We start from the raw sequence: 17834 nt of genomic DNA, 5'->3' as shown, positions 1-17834 counted from the left end.
AACAGATAACATAATTTAAGTCAACTAAAATTACTCATAAAAAATTACTCAGTCACTATACATAACATAACCTAAAATATTTGACTCTTACAAAGAAAAATATTTATAAAATATAGCGATATACATCCATTTCAGAAGAAAAATCACCTATATGTAAACGCACGTACTTTGAATCAATCACAACGGTTTTTTCTTGAAGCTCTGAAGCAGAAAAAGATATATCTTCTAAAACCCTCTCCATCACTGTTTGCAATCTACGAGCACCTATATCTCCAACAGTACTATTTAAATTCACAGCTACATCAGCAAGAGCATCTATTGAATCATCAGTAAAGTTTAAAGTAACACCTTCTGTCTTCATCAGCTCCTTATATTGGAGTATGAGATTTGATTCCGTGTCAGTTAAAATCAATTTAAAATCATCTCTAGTTAAAGATTTTAAATGAACACGGACTGGGAACCTTCCTTGCATCTCAGGCAAAAGATCAGCTGGCCTAGAAACATGAAAAGCTCCCGATGCAATGAAAAGAATATGCTCTGTATTAACAGAGCCATATTTCGTCGAGACAGAAGATCCTTCTACCAAAGGCAAAAGATCACGCTGCACCCCTTCACGAGAAACACCTATTCCGTCTCCTGAATCTCTTGCAACTATTTTATCAATTTCGTCAAGAAAAACAATCCCGTAATTTTCAACCATTTGGATACTATCTCTATGCAATTTATCCATATCAATCAATCGATCAGATTCTTCACGTATAAGTTCTGGATAACACTTTTGAACAGATGTACGAATCTTTTTCTTACGTCCTCCACCCATAACCTTGGAAAATATTTCTGAAAGATTTAGAACTCCTACACTCGCTCCTATTCCTGGTATATCTAGGTTTGAAATATCAGGAGCTGTATCAGATACCTCCATATCAATTTCCTTATCAGACACTTCCCCATTGCGTAATTTTTGACGAAATACTTCTCGCGTATTAGGTGTGGAAGACTTTCCAACCAGAGCATCTAATATTCTCTCTTCTGCATTAATACCAGCTTGTTCTCGCACCTCATAACGTCTATTTTCACGGACTAGATTGACTGCAACATCAACTAAATCTCGTATAATCTGCTCAACATTACGCCCAACATACCCAATCTCAGTAAACTTAGTCACTTCAACCTTAATAAAAGGTGCTCCTGCTAACTTTGCCAAGCGACGGGAAATAGCTGTTTTTCCAACACCCGTAGAACCAACAAGCAATATATTCTTGGGCATCACTTCGTCACATAAATTAGCAGGTAACTGCTGCCTTCTCCAACGATTTCTCAGTGCTATCGCTACAGCACGTTTAGCGTCTTTTTGGCCAACAATATAGCGATCAAGCTCAGAAACAATTTCACGCGGAGAAAAATTAAATGTAAGTGTAAGCATAGTATTTCCTATTCACCTCCGACTTCCAATGTTTCTAATACAATTTCATGATTAGTATAGACACAAATATCAGCAGCAATAGACATAGCCTCGCGAGCTATTTCCTCTGCACTCTTCTGAGTATTCATCAAAGCACGAGCAGCAGCAAGAGCATAAGATCCCCCAGATCCGATTGCCATAATTCCATGTTCTGGCTCAAGAACGTCCCCCATACCTGTAATAACCAATGTTGTTGCTTTATCAGCTATCAATATCATTGCTTCAAGATTGCGCAAATACTTATCCATACGCCAATCTTTAGCTAATTCAACAGATGCACGTAAAAGCTGATTTGGGTATTGTTCAAGTTTTTTTTCTAATCTTTCTAAAAGAGTAAATGCGTCTGCAGCAGATCCAGCAAATCCAGCTATTATATTACCCTTACTTAAACGACGAACTTTACGAGCATTACCCTTCATAACAGTGTTCCCAAGGCTTACCTGTCCATCACCAGCAACTACGACAATTCCATCCTTACGCACCGTTAAAATTGTAGTAGAATATATTTTAACAGCAGAATGCTCATTATTCATTGCTTCCATAATTGCTCCGTAAATTATTGCTTGATTAAAAAAAAATCTACCATCATAGGAATATCCTTATAAAATTATGATATTAAATGCAATCCGATAAAACATTTATGGTATATATCACAATAAATTATCTTAATTATAGCGTAATTAAAATTATAAGTGAAATTCCTATTAAAGATAATATGAACACATGTTCTAATATACAGAATAACAAAAAAAAAATTATTTCTTTCAATGATTTATGATTTATGCAAAAAATATGTTATGCAAAGTATAACATTTCCCAATTGTGTATTGTGAAATATCATAAAAGATAAAATTATCTTAAATGTATGCCTCGTGATAAAAAAATGAGGATACAAAACTTATATAATTTTAATTACCAAAGAATATTATCTTATGAATATGAAAAATAATTCCCTTTATCACTTTTTTACATCTCACGAATGGACGGATCATGTAAACATTTCTTCTGCCCAAATTAAAGCAATAGATAATAAATTACTTTTTATTGATAATCCAATTAATACAAATGAAATAATCAAAACATACCTACCCTTATCATATTTTTTACTGATAGATGTGATCTCTAATAAAAAAAAATGTCAACAGTATGATAAATTTTTAAGTATCAAAAAAACAACTAAAACAACATTGACTATTGGAATTACGGGATCTGTTTCCGTAGGGAAGTCCACTGTTGCCAGCGTCATATGTCTTTTGTTACAACAAATTTCTAATTTTAAAGTTTCCCTTATTTCGACGGATAACTTTCTTTTTCCTAATGAAATTCTAACTAAAAAAAATCTTATGCACAGAAAAGGATTCCCTGAAAGCTATGATGTAAACAAAATAATAAGGTTTCTTTATGATGTAAAATATGAGAAAAAAAAAGTTTTTGTACCACGTTATTCGCACTCGGAATATGACATATTAGAAGGAGAATTCTACGAGATCAACCAACCTGATATAATTTTGATAGAGGGGGTTAATATACTACAACAAAATACTTCGTTAGATGTTCATAAAAATACACCTATAATTTCAGATTTTTTGGATTTTTCAATTTACATAGATGCCGATGAAAAAGATATCTATCAATGGTATCTAAATCGCTTCATGGAATTGCGAACAAAGGCATTGCTTGATCCAAGTTCATATTTTTATAGATTAAACAAAATAAGCGAAAAAAATTCTTTACAAATAGCAGAAAAAGCTTGGCACGAAATAAATCTACCTAACTTAAAACAGCATATTTTGCCAACACGAGGACGCGCAAACATTATTTTATCAAAAGCGAATAATCACTTAGTAGAAACAATTGCTATAAGAAAATTATAATATATTTACCCTTTACGAAAAAAATTTGCTTTATGATATCAGCAATTTTTTCTTTTTAGAATTATCCTCAAACATTGACAATAGTTCTCTCACTTTTATATCGTATGCTTTAATATCGCTCCAAGAACTTCTTGGATCCAAAATTTTTTTATCTAATCCCTCAACCTCTATAGGAACAGAAAAACCAAAATTTTCATCAATACGATAAGGCATATTTTTAATAGAATTATCAAAAATTGCTTTCAAAAGTGCACGTGTTACGCTTAGAGGCATACGATAACCTTCTCCGTATGAGCCAGAAGTCCACCCAGTATTTACAAGCCAACAGTCAACGCAATACTTATTAATATAATCCTTGAGGATTTTACCATATTTAGCAGGATCTCTGGACATAAATGGGGCTCCAAAACACGCTGAAAATGTTGCTTCTGGCTTTAAAACTCCCTTTTCTGTTCCAGCGACTTTAGCAGTATAACCAGAAAGAAAATAATATAATGCTTGCTCAGGATTTAAATATGCGACTGGAGGCAAAACTCCAAAAGCATCAGCAGCAAGCATAATAATATGTTTCGGATGTCCTCCTACTGACTTTAATGCATGATTAGGAACAAAATTCATAGGATAAGCAGCACGAGTATTTTCTGTAATAGAACCGTCTCTAAAATTAGGAACACCACAATTGTCAACAACTACATTCTCAAGAACTGCTCCAAAACGACAGGAAGCAGCAAAAATTTCCGGTTCCATTTCTTTCGAAAGATTAATAGACTTCGCGTAGCAACCTCCTTCAAAATTAAAAACCCCCTCTTCATCCCAACCGTGCTCATCATCCCCGATAAGAAATCTTTCATTACTTGCTGACAAAGTTGTCTTCCCTGTTCCAGAAAGACCAAAAAATAACGCTACATCTCCCTTTTTATCCATATTAACAGCACAATGCATTGGCATAATCCCACGTTCTGGAAAAACATGATTGAGATAAGTAAATATTGATTTTTTTATCTCTCCAGCATATGAAGTTCCGCCTATTAATATCAAACCTATACTAAAATCAATTGCTATTATTGTCTCTGAACGACATCCATGTCGATTTGGATCAGCACAGAATTCAGGCAATACTATAACCTGTAAATTCTTCATATCATGAATATATTCAAGATCTTCTTTATGCTTCAACAAATTTCGTATAAACAAGGAATGCCATGCATATTGCGTCACTACACGTACGGAAATGGAATTTTTTGTATTAGGACAAGCAACTAAATCCTGTACGAATAGTTCTTTATCCTTGATATAATCCAACATGTCAGATTTTAACGCAGATAAATTATCAGGAGAGATATGTTTGTTATTCTCCCAAAAAACATCTTTTTCGGTAGAATCATCTCGAACAATGAATTTATCACGAGCCGAGCGACCTGTATGTTGCCCAGTTAATGCTCTCAAGGATCCATGACAGGTGACAACTGTTTTTTCTCGGCGGATTGATTCTTCATATAATCTGCTTATACTCAAATTATAATATACACGAGGAGATCCCGCCAAATCAAATTTATCCATAAAAAAACTCTTCCCCTTATCACCAATATCCATCAAAATACACTATAGTGAAACATTTTTATCATTTATGAATTGTCTTATATAGACAACCAAATTTTATTATAAAAGATTCCAGATTATTATATCTCAAAAAACTGCATGATACATAGCTAATCTTTTTGTACTAGCCAATATTTTTTATATAATAATTGTCATGAGAACAAAATATTGATTGATTATAATTAGTATTTCACTATCTAAATCAATGATATCTTAAATAAGTATATTATCTTAATTATACTATAATAAAAATAAGAATATCAAGGATAAATTAGATATTAAAAGCATATTATTCCTCCTACTAGAGGGAGCTTTACTTAAGATAGAAAAGAAGGTAAAGACTATAATTTTTTAAAAGACACTTACTCATGCTGACATATCAAAGATACTTACTCATGCTGACATGTCCTAGTATTCAAAAAATACTGATTTTGATTTGTAATTTATTTCAAAATAGTAGAAAATAAAATAGTTTCAAAAAAACAAATAGAATACAAAAAATCACAAAGCAAATAGACTGTGACAATGTTGACACAAACAAAAATCCCTCGTCAAAATAAGATATAATATGCTCAAAAGATAATTTATTTTCTACAATAGCCACTTAAATTGGTTATAATAATGTAAATGATGACAAGCATTGCAACAATAGGCACAGGAAATTAATTAGGAGTTTAGACAATTATCTCTTGTAAAATAGCACTATTTGGAACGATAGTTGTAATACTATCCTTTACCATTACTTCAATAATACTACTCGTGCGACAAAGGAATAATATCGCTAAGAAGCTTAACGAAACATACTCTTGTCTTTCTAAAGTATATTATCAATTATCAAAATACCATTCATTGTTGACTAAAAGTAATTGTATAATCATTGTTTGGGATGGAAAAGATGAAAAAACTGAAGTAATTGGACAATTAAATCAAGAAATAGATATTCCTCAAACAAATATTGACATTCTATCTTTCGAAAATTGGTTAAAATTTCATCATTATATAAAACTATCAAGGGAAATAGAGAATTTACGTAAAGATGGTAAATGTTTTGATCTCATAGCAGAGACTAAAAATGATTGTGCAATTAAAATAGAGGGAAGAGTATCTGGAAGTTGCGCGTTTCTTCGTATTTTAACTCTTAATGGTATATATTCGGAATTAGCAGAAAATATTTTGCAATGCAAAAAACTCAGTGGTCATATATCAATTTTCAAATTATTATTTGATTCCCTTGATTCCTTAGTATGGCAACTTGACCAAAGAGGAGATATTATCTGGACCAATAATAGCTACAAAAAAAATACAGAAACAGAAGAAGATTTTATTAAAAAAATAATTTTTGACAATCGTAAATTATTCGAAGAAGAAATTAAAAAGAAAATGCTATCTTATAATGAATTAGGAGAGGAATTTTGCGAAACTATCTCTACGTTGGAACATGAAAAAAACAAATCTTATAAGATAATTCGTTCATTAAATTCTTTTGGAGAAGCTGGTATTGCCATTGATATTTCAAAAGAAATAGCTTTCAATAGTCAGCTTACCGATACATATGAAATACTACATAATTTGGCATTTGCCATAGCAATATTTGATCAAAATAGATACTTACAATTTTACAATCAATCTTTTATAAAATTATGGGGAATAGATTCGACATTTCTAGATTCCAATCCAAGTAATGATGAACTTATTGAATTTTTAAGATCTGCAAATAAATTACCGGAGCAACTCAATTGGAAAACTTGGAAAGAAAATATTTTTTCTGTTTACCAATCTTCAGGAACGTATGAAGACACTTGGCATTTACCTAATGGACAAACACTACATGTTGTAGTCTCTTATAATAACCCACGTGGAGGAACAACTTGGATGTTTGAAAATTTAACAGTCCAAGTAGACCTAGAAACAAGATATAACACCCTATTAAAAGTACAAGGAGAAACTATCGATCATTTGTCTGAAGGAATTGCTGTTTTTGGGCCGGATGGTAAAATAAAGTTATCAAATCCTGCTTTTAGATCTCTATGGGAAACAGATGAAAACCAAATATCTCCTGGAACACATATTCGTAATATTGCAACTGCTTGTTCTAGATATTATAATAAGTCAGATGGATGGGATATATTTGCTGCAATAATCACAAGTTTTGATGATGAAAGGAAATCATTACAAGGAAAACTTGAGTTGTTATCAGGTTCAGTCCTTGAATATTCTATTATTCCTTTGCAGAATGCACAAACAATGTTAACTTTTGCAAATGTGACAGATTCAGTTAGAGCAGAGAGAGCTTTAACAGAAAAAAATGAGGCATTATGCAAAGCAGATGAAATTAAAAATAATTTTGTCCAACATGTATCTTACGAATTGCGTTCTCCTTTAACTAATATTATTGGATTTACTGATTTACTTAAAACATCTAAATTAGGTAGATTAAATCCTAAACAATCTCAATATGTAGAGTATATATCTACTTCGTCAGAGCTTTTGTTAAATCTAGTCAATGATATTCTTGATCTTGCTACTGTTGACGCTGGAATTATGGAATTAAATTACAGTACCATTGTTCTCAATGATCTATTAAATGAGGTAAAACAATCTATTGCTAGCAAAATGCATGAAAATAATATAGAGCTCAAGGTTGTTCCTAGTTGTGAATTAGGATCTTTCGTCGCAGATAAACAAAGATTACTTCAAATTTTTGCCAAAATACTCAGTAATGCTGCAAATTTTTCTTCTAAAGGATCTAAAGTAATTTTAAATGCTTCTCGTGAAAATAATGATTTTATTTTCTCTGTTACAAATAATGGATCACCTATTCCTGAAGATATATGTAAAAATGTATTTAATAGATTTATTTCAAATGCACCTCCTGGACAACGCAGAAGGGTAGGATTGGGATTATCCATAGTAGAAAGTTTTATAAATCTTCATGGCGGAAATGTATCAATTAATAGTTCTCATGAAGGAATTACAACAATCAATTGTAGAATTCCCTCAAAAGAATGAAATTAGATTTACTATGAAGTTTTATGAAGAAAATATTGCAATAATTCCTCTTCCTAATGAAGAAAACACTATTCTACTTGGGAAGTGTTTAGCGTCTATACTCCAACTAGGAGACTGTCTAAACCTATCAGGGGATTTAGGATCAGGAAAAACTTTTTTAGCACGCTCTATAATACGTTTTTTAGCAAATAATAATGAATTAGAAGTTTTAAGCCCTACTTTTACATTAGTACAATTATATGAAGCTAGTATACCAATAGCTCATTTTGACTTTTATAGATTATCTAGCTATCAGGAGATATTTGAATTGGGATTTGATGAAATTTTAAGCGAAAGAATCTGCATCATTGAATGGCCTGAGATAGGGAAAAGTTTTCTTCCGAAAAAATCTATTGATATACAACTTAATCAAGAGAAAAATGGAAGACAAGCTACTATTTCAGCGGAGAAATGGATTATATCCTATCTTAATAAAAATTACTCATTCATATCAAAAATAGAATAATTTAACTAAGATAAACCAATTATAATTGATAAAAATGCGAAATAAAAAATCCAATATTTTTACTATTTCACCGTCTTCTAATTTTTTTAAGGAGATGATCGTTCATTTATTAGATGGATCATTAGTAAAAAATTTTCAATACGATTCATTTAATCCTATATCTTTAGCTTCAGTTACAATTTATGTCCCCACAAAACGTGCAATCCAAGAATTGCGTTCAGAGTTTATAGAAATTATAGGGCAGAAATCTATCATTCTACCTGTAATAAAATCATTGGGAGATATTATAGAAGGAAACTTCACTGCAGATCTTCTACTCTCATATAATCTCAATCCCCCTGTTCCGAACATACAACGCCTTTTAGAACTAGCACACTTAATTCTAATTTGGCGAAATCAGTTGCCTAATAATATAAAAAATATATATCCAGAATCACCATTAATATTGCCAATAAGCCCTGCTAATGCCATTTGGCTCGCAAAAAATTTAGCAGAGATTATTGATATAATTGAAACAGAAGAAAAACAATGGGAAGTATTGTATAAACTTAAGAATGAACAATATGGTATGTGGTGGTTGATGGCTTTAGAATTTTTAAAAATTGCTAGTAAATATTGGATAGCAAGACTTTTTGAACTTAATTACTCTTCTCCTGTTCAGTATAAAATAGCTCTCATGAAAGCAGAAGAAGAATACATTTTGAAAGGGACAAAAGGCCCTATAATTATTGCTGGTTCAACCGGTTCAATCCCTGCAACTGCCAGATTAATGTCAACTGTAGCAAATGATCCAAATGGTGCAATAATTTTACCAGGATTAGATTTTTCTATACCAACTAAGATATGGAATATGATTACAGAAAAATCTAATAATATTGCAAACTCAAAAGTAAAATACTCATCTCACCCTCAATATTCTTTAGCAAATCTTTTGAAATTTTTGAATATTAAACGTGAAGATGTTAAAAATTTAGGAACAGTTGATGACGAAATGTATTTTCGTTCAGTAATTATTTCAAAATCATTTTTACCACAAGATAACTCTGAAATACATGATACAGATCTTTTAGAAAATAAAATAAGACAAAATATCCAAAAATCTTTTTCCAATGTAAAATTAATTGAAGCAGATAACGAACGAGAAGAAGCAACTGCTATAGCAATTGCATTGCGTATGTCTATCGATGAAAATAAAAAAACAAAATCCGCACTGATAACAACTGATCGAGACCTAGCTCGTCGTGTAAAACTAGAACTTACACGCTTTGGGGTAAATATTGATATTTCTGCTGGTATACCATTATCAGCTACCTTACAAAATTCAATTCTTATATCTATTTTAAATGCAGTATTTAAACCCAATGACGCTATGGCTATTGCTATCTTAATTAAACATCCTCTAGCAAAATTTGGATTTTCTGAAAAATATCTATCCAAAGCAAAAAATGCACTTGAATTAATTGCACTTCGGGATAATACCAATCATTATGATATAGTTTCTTTAAAATCTCTAGTTATTGAGAAAATTAATGCACAAAAAGATGATTCGCATATTCCTAATTGGCAATCACGCTTGTCTGAAGAAGATAAAGAATTAGCTATATTACTAGCTGATAAAATCGTAAAATCCATAAAACCTTTAATTGAAAATCAGATGGATAAAAATTACGATAACAACTTAAGTATATCAGATTGGACAAAATTAACAACTATTTGTTTGCAAAATGTATGCATTGATGAAAATCAAGAACTACCCGATTTGTGGTTAACAGAAGAAGGGAGAACTCTATTTTCATTATTCAGGAAAATTCTTGAAACTGGTTCTTGCATAAAAGCAAGCAATATTGAATGGATTGATATTATTAAATCTCTTATTGCTGGGGAGACGGTTCAACCTAAGATTGAAAAGTCATCTAATATATTCATATTGGGTACATTAGAATCTAGATTACTACATTTTGATACATTGATACTAGGAGGTCTGAACGAAGGTACTTGGCCTAAAAATATCTCTAAAAATCCTTTTTTATCACGAACAATGAAATTTGATCTAGGGTTAGAAACAGATGAAAAATACATAGGGCAAGCAGCACATGATTTTGAAACAGCAAGCGGAACACGCCATCTTATATATACACGCTCTTTACGAGAAAATAATATTCCAACTATTGCATCACGTTGGTTGCAACAACTTTTAATTTTTGGAGGAAAAGATTTTTCAAATAATCTCAAAAAAAGAGGTCAATGCTATCTAGATTGGGCTAGGAATTTAGATAATACAAAAAGACAACCACATTACACACGCCCGAAACCTTTCCCTCCCCGAAATATGCAACCTAAAACTTATTCTTTTTCAGAGATAAAAAAACTAATAAGCGATCCATATGCTATTTACGCAAAGAAAATTCTCAAATTACATTTTATACCTAGATTTAAGAAAGATCCTGACCAACGAGATCGCGGAATACTTTTTCATGATATTATCGCAGAATTAGTAAAAAGAAGAATTAATAAAAACACACCTGAAATGAATTTTCTTATGACAAAAATTATTGATTCTGCTTTTGAAAAAAAAAAAATTCCTCATCATATAGATATTATTTGGCGTCATCTTTTTCATAAAATATCTCATTGTTTTTTAGAGAATGAAGAAAAAAGACAGAGGAAACGTTTAATAAAAAAAAGCTTTGTCAATGTTCATGCAAGCATGAAAATAGAATCCATTGGAGTTAATTTAACTGGTTTTGCTGATCGCATTGATCTGTTAAAATCTGGTTTCGTTGACATCATAGATTATAAAACTGGGGATAATCCTACTAAGAATATGGCTCAGCAACTGATTGATCCACAACTTGCTCTAGAAGCTGCAGCTTTGCAAACTGGATCTTTTAATCAAATTGATTGCAAAAAAGTTGATAATCTTATTTATATAAGGCTCAAACAAAAATTTAAAGAAGATTGTATTACAGATAATAAAAAAAAATGTTCTGCTGTTGAGCTTGCAGAAAGATCTCTCAACAATTTAATAACAATGATAACATTGCTACAAAATGGTAAGAGACCTTTTATATCACATTTACGTCTTTCAGAAAAAAACGATATTTGTATGGAATATGATCACCTTGCCCGCGTGGCAGAATGGAGAGAAGAATATGATACATCATAATTCATTCCAAGATAATTTTGAAACTACAAACTTAATATCTCAAACAAAATCAAAACAATTATTAGCTTCTGATCCAACTAGTTCTGCATGGGTTTCTGCTAATGCTGGATCTGGAAAAACCCATATTCTAGTTCAAAGAATCTTGCGTCTTCTCCTGGCTAATTCTCATCCTTCTACTCTTTTATGCCTTACTCATACTAAAGCAGCAGCAGCAGAAATGTCGCATCGTGTTCTAGAAATAATTACTGAATGGTCTCATTTATCTACCGAAATTCTTTCTGCTGAAATCACGAAAATCCAGGGTAAAAAGTCCACGAAAAAAGATATTTCCAAAGCTCGATCTTTACTTACTAAAATACTTGAAACTCCTGGAGGATTAAAAGTTCAAACTATTCATGCTTTTTGTGAATCAATTATGCAACAATTCCCCTTGGAAGCAAATATTACAAGTAATTTTTCTATAATAGACGACGATCAATCAAAAAAGCTAATAGCAGAAGCTCAAAAATCAATGCTTTCTTCTATCATGTTAGATAACAATATAGAGCTCAAAAAGGCTTTTTATAAAATAATTGAAATATCAAATGAAACAGATCTAGAAACATTAATGTCTGATATCATTAGTAATAGAAATGCTCTTAAGCAATTTTCTTGTTTTGCTAAGAATCATGGTGGAGAAGAACAATTATTAAAAAAGCGCTTCGGCCTGTCTTCTAATGAAAGTTATGAACTTATATATAAAGATTTGTTGATATTACCATGTTCTCAAGAAAATTACGTGCAGGAATATCTTCAGTTACTTATAGAAACAGAAGAATATGAAATATCAGATCAAATTCGAAATCTAAAAAAATCATCTAAAAATCAATGTATTGAAGAATATTTTAATATTTTATCATATTTTTTTTTAACAAAAAAAGGATCTCCTAAAAAGAATATTATCTCAAAAGAAATTGCTAAGAAAGCACCTTACTTAAAGGAAAAACTACAAGAATCACAAGAAAAGTTCTTAGAAATAAAAGATCGCTTTAACACATACAAAATTTTTAAATCAACTTTAGCATCATTAACATTAGCTAAACATATCCATTCTCATTATGAAGAATTGAAAAAAAAGAACTATGTTCTTGATTTTGAAGATCTAATCATTTACACTAACGATCTTTTAAAAAAACGTGATGTAAGTGCATGGATACGCTATAAAATTGACCAAGAAATCAATCATATACTAATCGATGAAGTACAAGATACTAGTCTTATTCAATGGGAAGTAATTCGTTCTCTAACTGAAGATTTTTTTTCTGGAAAGAACCAAAATACTCGTACATTATTTGCAGTAGGTGACGAAAAACAATCTATTTATTCTTTCCATGGGGCAGAAACTCATCGTGTTTCACGTGAAAAAAAAATTAATAAAAAACGTGCTACTGATGCAGGACAGAAATTTTCTATAATAGAACTTCCCATATCTTTTAGATCAACTTCGGATATTCTAACTGCTGTAGACAAGGTCTTTTCTATACCAGATAATGCAAAAGGGCTTAGTGAAGATAATAAATCTACTATTATGCATCGTTCTAGTCGCATTGGACATGTCGGAACAGTACAGCTTTGGGAAGAATTAATTTCAGAGCGTAATTCTGAAAATGAAAATTGGATATCTTATTTTGATTCTACTCCAAAAGAATCTTCTGCTTCTATTTTAGCAAGACGCATTGCTCATACCATTGCGAATATGATCGGTTCTGATACCATCAGAAGCAATGATAAAAAAAGGTTTATTCAAGAAAAAGATATACTAGTATTAGTACGAAAGCGCAAATCTACTCCTTTTATCACATTTCTGACAAGATTCCTTAAAAATGATTACAAAATATCTGTTGCTGGAAATGATAGATTCATTCTGACAGATCATCTTGCTATAAAGGATTTAATCGCTCTTGGACATTTTATTTTATCACAAGAAGATGATTTATCTCTGGTTTCCATTCTGAAAAGTCCTTTGTTTAATTTTTCTGAAGAAGAGATATTCTCAATATGCACACAGCGTGGTAAAGAAGAAACTGTTTATGAATATATAAAAAAAATGGCCAACAACGGCATATCTAAATTCAAACATATAATTCAATATATAAATGAACTCATTAATATTTCCCAATTTTGTAATCCTCATGATTTTTTTACATTAATATTAGTAGCAAAAAAAGGCAGACAACAGTTCATTTCTCGTTTTGGAAGCGAAGTTATTGACGTTCTTAGTGAATTTATTAACTTTATATTAAGGAATGAACAAAAAGGCTGTTTTAGTCTACAAGAATTAATGTCAGAACTAGAACATTATCCACCTATTATCAAAAGAGAAAACAGTACTAATCATAATGAAGTTCGTATTATGACAGTGCATGCTGCTAAAGGATTAGAATCTTCTGTGGTTTTCCTTGTGGATACAGGATCAGCATATTTTTCTCATAATTACATAAAGAAAATGCATATTGCTCCATCTTTTAGCGATGATCCTGGAACGCCAATGTGGATACCAAAATCTAATGCACGCAATAATATGGTTTCAAATATCATCGAATATATTAAAAAATCTACTAAAGAAGAATACAATCGTCTTTTATATGTTGGAATGACAAGAGCTTCAGACAAATTAATAATTTGCAAGTATTCCAATAACAATCATAACAATAATCATGAGAAAAAATCAAATAAAAGAACTTGGTATGATATGGTCTATGATTCTTTCTCTGGTGATCAAAGAGTAAAAAAAATAAAGTTAAAAAATTCTTTAAACAAAGATGAATGGACAGCATATGAATGGAGTATTCATCATCCTGAGAATATATCAGTTGAAACAGAACCAATTACAAAACAATTATTTGAACAAAAGATAATTCCTGAAAAACTTTTATATCCTATTAAAAATAAGATAAACGAACCTTATATTCTCAATCCATCGATGATAGAAAAAAACAGTGCAACAAGTCTAACAACATTATTATCTGAAAGTAATACTTTAAAACGTGGATTTATGATTCATAAATTACTACAGATAATTTTTAAAATTCCTGAAAACGAACGAAAACAATTCATAACTTCATACTGTAAAAAAAATGCTAAGTTTTACTCCGTACAAGAGTATAAAAATTTAGTACTATCTATTACAAATCTTTTAGAACATCCAATCATGATTACAGCTATGTCTTGTGATTCTCATACTGAAGTTTCAATTTCTGGAAAAGTTTTTTTTCCAAAAAAAGATGTTATAGTCTCTGGACGTGTTGATCAAATATCGATCTCAAAGAAAAATATTTTTATATTTGAGTATAAAACTCATCATAATGTTCCCGAAGAAATTGATTCTATTCCATCTAATCATATTGAACAACTTTCTATATATGAACAAATCCTTAAGGATTCATATCCTAATAAGAGCTTAATATGTTTGCTTATTTATGTTTCAAAACCAAAGATATTTGTTATTCCTCAACATAAATTAAATAAAGCTTTTGCAGAAATAGAAATTAAGATCCCTTGATTATAAATTAGATTAAGATTAGTAAAGTATTGAATTAATTGTTTTACATGGAGTATATGTGATGAGTGCACTAAAGGTAAATACTGATAGTTTTGATTTAGAAGTTTTAAAATGCTCTAGTCCAGTAATCGTGGATTTTTGGGCAAGTTGGTGTCGTCCTTGTATGATTTTATCACCTATTATTGACGATATTGCAGATGAACTTGCTGAAAAGATAAAAATAACAAAGCTTGACATAGAAGAAAACCCTTCTATATCTAAGCAGTATAAAATATCTTCTATCCCTACCCTTATTTTATTTAAAGATGGTCAAATAGTAGGCACCATGATGCCAGGCGGTTCTTCTAAGAGTGATATAACTAAATGGATACTATCTCTCGTATAAATATTATTAATACAAGAGTGAAATAATATTAAAGCTAAATAATAATGGTGAAAAATAGTAGATAATATTTAATTTATTTGCACTCCATTTTTATAAAGGAACTCTCCTACAAGGTATAAAGATCCTCCTATTAGAATAAATGGAGGAGGCATTTTACCGTTAATTTCTTTTACTTTTAAAAGTGCCTCTGTAATAGAAGAGCAAGCTAATGCTCTGAAACCTAATTTCATGGCTTCTTGCATTAAAACCTTTGTATCCACACTTATTGATGATTTAATATCACTTTTATTGTTCATAACAGGAACCGATATTACAATTGGGGATAATCTGACGAATGATTCCAAATATTTTTTATAGTCTTTTTCCTTACGCATACCTATTACAAGATAAAACGTCTTGTGATAGAATCCTGGTAATTTAGGTATTTCTTTAGAAATAGCTAAACCAGCACCTGGGTTATGACCACCATCTATCCATATTTCAGAATGATCTGGTAAATTGCTAAGCAAGCAACCATTATTAATTTTTTGAAGGACTCCAAACCATTGTACTGACTGTAGTGCATCGTTAATAAAGATATCTTGTAATACAAAACCAGCCATCTGAACAGCACAAATAGCAGTTGCTGCATTAATATACTGATATTCACCTATTAGGTTAGGCATAGTTAAATATTTTTGAGAAATCTCATCTTTGTATACAAGACATTTATTTTTTTCAAAAGAACAGAAATGATCGCCGTACAAACGATATGGGCATCCCATTTTTTTTGCTTCTGCAATAAGAACATCACGTGCATCATCATATATTTGATGACCTATTACTACAGGACATTTACTTTTCATAATAGCTGCTTTTTCTTTTGAAACTTTACTAATAGTATCTCCCAAATATTCTACGTGATCTAAAGAAATAGACGTAATTATAGAAACAGCAGTTCTTTCAATTATATTAGTAGCATCAAATCTTCCACCCATACCAACTTCAATAATAGCACAATCTGCTGGATATTCTGAGAATAAAACAAAAGCAACCGCAACTGATAATTCAAAAACAGTAATATTTCTGGCACTTTTTAGTCTCATAACACGACTAAATACATCAATTAACAAGAGATCTTCTGCTAATTTTCCCCTACCTCCCTTGACACCTAAACGGAAACGTTCATTCCACTTAATAAGATGAGGAGATGTATGGACATGTACAGATAATCCCGATGATTCAAGTAATCTTTGAGAAAATGCTGCTGTAGATCCTTTACCATTCGTCCCCGCTATATGAATTATCGGAGGAAGACGATCTTGTGGTCTACCTAAATCTTTTAAAAGATGCTTCATTCTATCTAGTGAAAGAATACCCATATAAATCCATCCATGAAGCAAAGGAAAAAAACAACGAATAATTTACTTATTTCTTACTGTGCAGATTTAGTTAGTATTTTACATACAGAAGATATAACTTTTGGAATATCATGCCGATGAACAATCCTATCTATCATTCCATGATCCACTAAATACTCGGATCTCTGGAAATCATCTGGCAATTTTTCTCTTAATGTCTGTTCAATAACTCTCCTTCCAGCAAAACCAATTTCAGCACCAGGTTCAGCAAAATGAATATCGCCAAGCATTGCATAAGAAGCTGTAACACCACCAGTTGTGGGATTAGTGAGTACGACAATATAAGGAAGACCTAAATCTTTCAGCATATTTACTGCAATTGTAGTCCGAGGCAACTGCATAAGTGATAAAATACCTTCTTGCATACGTGCACCTCCAGATGCAGTAAACATCACAAGAGGACATTTTTCAGCAATAGCCCTCTCACAAGATTTTACAATGGCTTCACCTGCAGCAATACCTAATGATCCTCCTATAAAAGAAAATTCGTGAACAACAGCAACTAATTTTAAACCTATTACATTACCAACAGCAGATATAATTGAATCACTTAAACCTGTTTTTGAACGATTTTCTTTTAAGCGATCTATATACTTTTTACTATCACGAAATTTTAATGGATCTTGACATACTTCAGGTTGTTCTAATAGACAATATTCAGATTTATCAAATAAAAAATTCAACCTTTCCTTTGCAGGTATTTTCATATGAAAATCAGAAGAAGGTACGACCCACTGATTCTCTTTCAAATCTTTGTGATAAACCATTTCTCCTGTTTCTGGACATTTTACCCAAAGATTTTCTGGAATTTTCCTGTTACCGAATACAGAATTTATACGTGGACGAACAACATTTAAGATCCAATTCAAATTAAAAACTCCTAATTACAATGA

Annotated in this window: 11 protein-coding genes; 6 read left to right on the top strand and 5 right to left on the bottom strand. The window is 31.1% G+C overall.

Translation table 11 applies throughout. From position 1 onward, the window contains the following. Window positions 1-103 precede the first annotated feature (103 nt). Window positions 104-1423: an ATP-dependent protease ATPase subunit HslU gene (gene hslU / locus GY664_RS02565; protein WP_333947900.1), complete on the bottom strand. Its 1320-nt coding sequence runs from the start codon at window positions 1421-1423 to the stop codon at window positions 104-106. A gap of 8 nt (window positions 1424-1431) precedes the next feature. Further along, window positions 1432-1995, bottom strand: coding sequence for an ATP-dependent protease subunit HslV (hslV, locus tag GY664_RS02560; RefSeq protein ID WP_408612123.1), 564 nt, complete (start codon window positions 1993-1995; stop codon window positions 1432-1434). A 399-nt stretch (window positions 1996-2394) separates the two neighbouring features. Here hslV and coaA point away from each other — a divergent pair, with 399 nt between their 5' ends. Then, window positions 2395-3336: a type I pantothenate kinase gene (coaA, locus tag GY664_RS02555; protein WP_333947897.1), complete on the top strand. Its 942-nt coding sequence runs from the start codon at window positions 2395-2397 to the stop codon at window positions 3334-3336. Between the two features lie 30 nt (window positions 3337-3366). Here coaA and GY664_RS02550 read toward each other — a convergent pair whose 3' ends face one another. After that, window positions 3367-4896: a phosphoenolpyruvate carboxykinase (ATP) gene (locus GY664_RS02550; protein ID WP_333947896.1), complete on the bottom strand. Its 1530-nt coding sequence runs from the start codon at window positions 4894-4896 to the stop codon at window positions 3367-3369. Window positions 4897-5694: 798 nt separating this feature from the next. Between GY664_RS02550 and GY664_RS02545 the strand changes: the two genes are divergently transcribed. The 5 genes from GY664_RS02545 (at window position 5695) to trxA (ending at window position 15541) form a co-directional block, all read left to right on the top strand. Next, complete coding sequence (locus GY664_RS02545) at window positions 5695-7944, top strand: sensor histidine kinase (RefSeq protein WP_333947895.1); 2250 nt, start codon at window positions 5695-5697, stop codon at window positions 7942-7944. Further along, on the top strand, window positions 7877-8449 hold the full coding sequence (gene tsaE / locus GY664_RS02540; protein WP_333947894.1) for a tRNA (adenosine(37)-N6)-threonylcarbamoyltransferase complex ATPase subunit type 1 TsaE: 573 nt from the start codon (window positions 7877-7879) through the stop codon (window positions 8447-8449). Before GY664_RS02545 ends, tsaE begins: the two co-directional genes overlap by 68 nt. A gap of 34 nt (window positions 8450-8483) precedes the next feature. Continuing rightward, on the top strand, window positions 8484-11615 hold the full coding sequence (gene addB, locus GY664_RS02535; RefSeq protein WP_333947893.1) for a double-strand break repair protein AddB: 3132 nt from the start codon (window positions 8484-8486) through the stop codon (window positions 11613-11615). Then, on the top strand, window positions 11572-15156 hold the full coding sequence (gene addA, locus GY664_RS02530; protein WP_333947892.1) for a double-strand break repair helicase AddA: 3585 nt from the start codon (window positions 11572-11574) through the stop codon (window positions 15154-15156). Before addB ends, addA begins: the two co-directional genes overlap by 44 nt. 61 nt (window positions 15157-15217) lie before the next feature. After that, on the top strand, window positions 15218-15541 hold the full coding sequence (trxA, locus tag GY664_RS02525) for a thioredoxin (RefSeq protein WP_333947891.1): 324 nt from the start codon (window positions 15218-15220) through the stop codon (window positions 15539-15541). 68 nt (window positions 15542-15609) lie between these two features. On the opposite strand, the gene GY664_RS02520 is transcribed toward trxA, so the two are convergent. Continuing rightward, window positions 15610-16902 (bottom strand): bifunctional folylpolyglutamate synthase/dihydrofolate synthase, encoded by a 1293-nt coding sequence (locus GY664_RS02520; RefSeq protein WP_333947890.1) that lies wholly within the window; start codon window positions 16900-16902, stop codon window positions 15610-15612. A gap of 53 nt (window positions 16903-16955) precedes the next feature. Further along, complete coding sequence (gene accD / locus GY664_RS02515; RefSeq protein ID WP_333947889.1) at window positions 16956-17810, bottom strand: acetyl-CoA carboxylase, carboxyltransferase subunit beta; 855 nt, start codon at window positions 17808-17810, stop codon at window positions 16956-16958. Window positions 17811-17834 lie beyond the last annotated feature (24 nt).

This window comes from Candidatus Liberibacter brunswickensis (assembly GCF_036858155.1).
GTDB classification, from domain to species: domain Bacteria; phylum Pseudomonadota; class Alphaproteobacteria; order Rhizobiales; family Rhizobiaceae; genus Liberibacter; species Liberibacter brunswickensis.
This window is presented reverse-complemented; position numbering and strand designations above follow the sequence as displayed.

Coding starts and splice junctions, on each gene's coding strand:
- tsaE (WP_333947894.1), top strand. CDS start 7,877: ATGTATCAATTAATAGTTCTCATGAAGGAATTACAACAATCAATTGTA.
- hslU (WP_333947900.1), bottom strand. CDS start 1,423: ATGCTTACACTTACATTTAATTTTTCTCCGCGTGAAATTGTTTCTGAG.
- GY664_RS02520 (WP_333947890.1), bottom strand. CDS start 16,902: ATGGGTATTCTTTCACTAGATAGAATGAAGCATCTTTTAAAAGATTTA.
- coaA (WP_333947897.1), top strand. CDS start 2,395: ATGAATATGAAAAATAATTCCCTTTATCACTTTTTTACATCTCACGAA.
- addB (WP_333947893.1), top strand. CDS start 8,484: ATGCGAAATAAAAAATCCAATATTTTTACTATTTCACCGTCTTCTAAT.
- GY664_RS02550 (WP_333947896.1), bottom strand. CDS start 4,896: ATGGATAAATTTGATTTGGCGGGATCTCCTCGTGTATATTATAATTTG.
- trxA (WP_333947891.1), top strand. CDS start 15,218: ATGAGTGCACTAAAGGTAAATACTGATAGTTTTGATTTAGAAGTTTTA.
- hslV (WP_408612123.1), bottom strand. CDS start 1,995: ATGAATAATGAGCATTCTGCTGTTAAAATATATTCTACTACAATTTTA.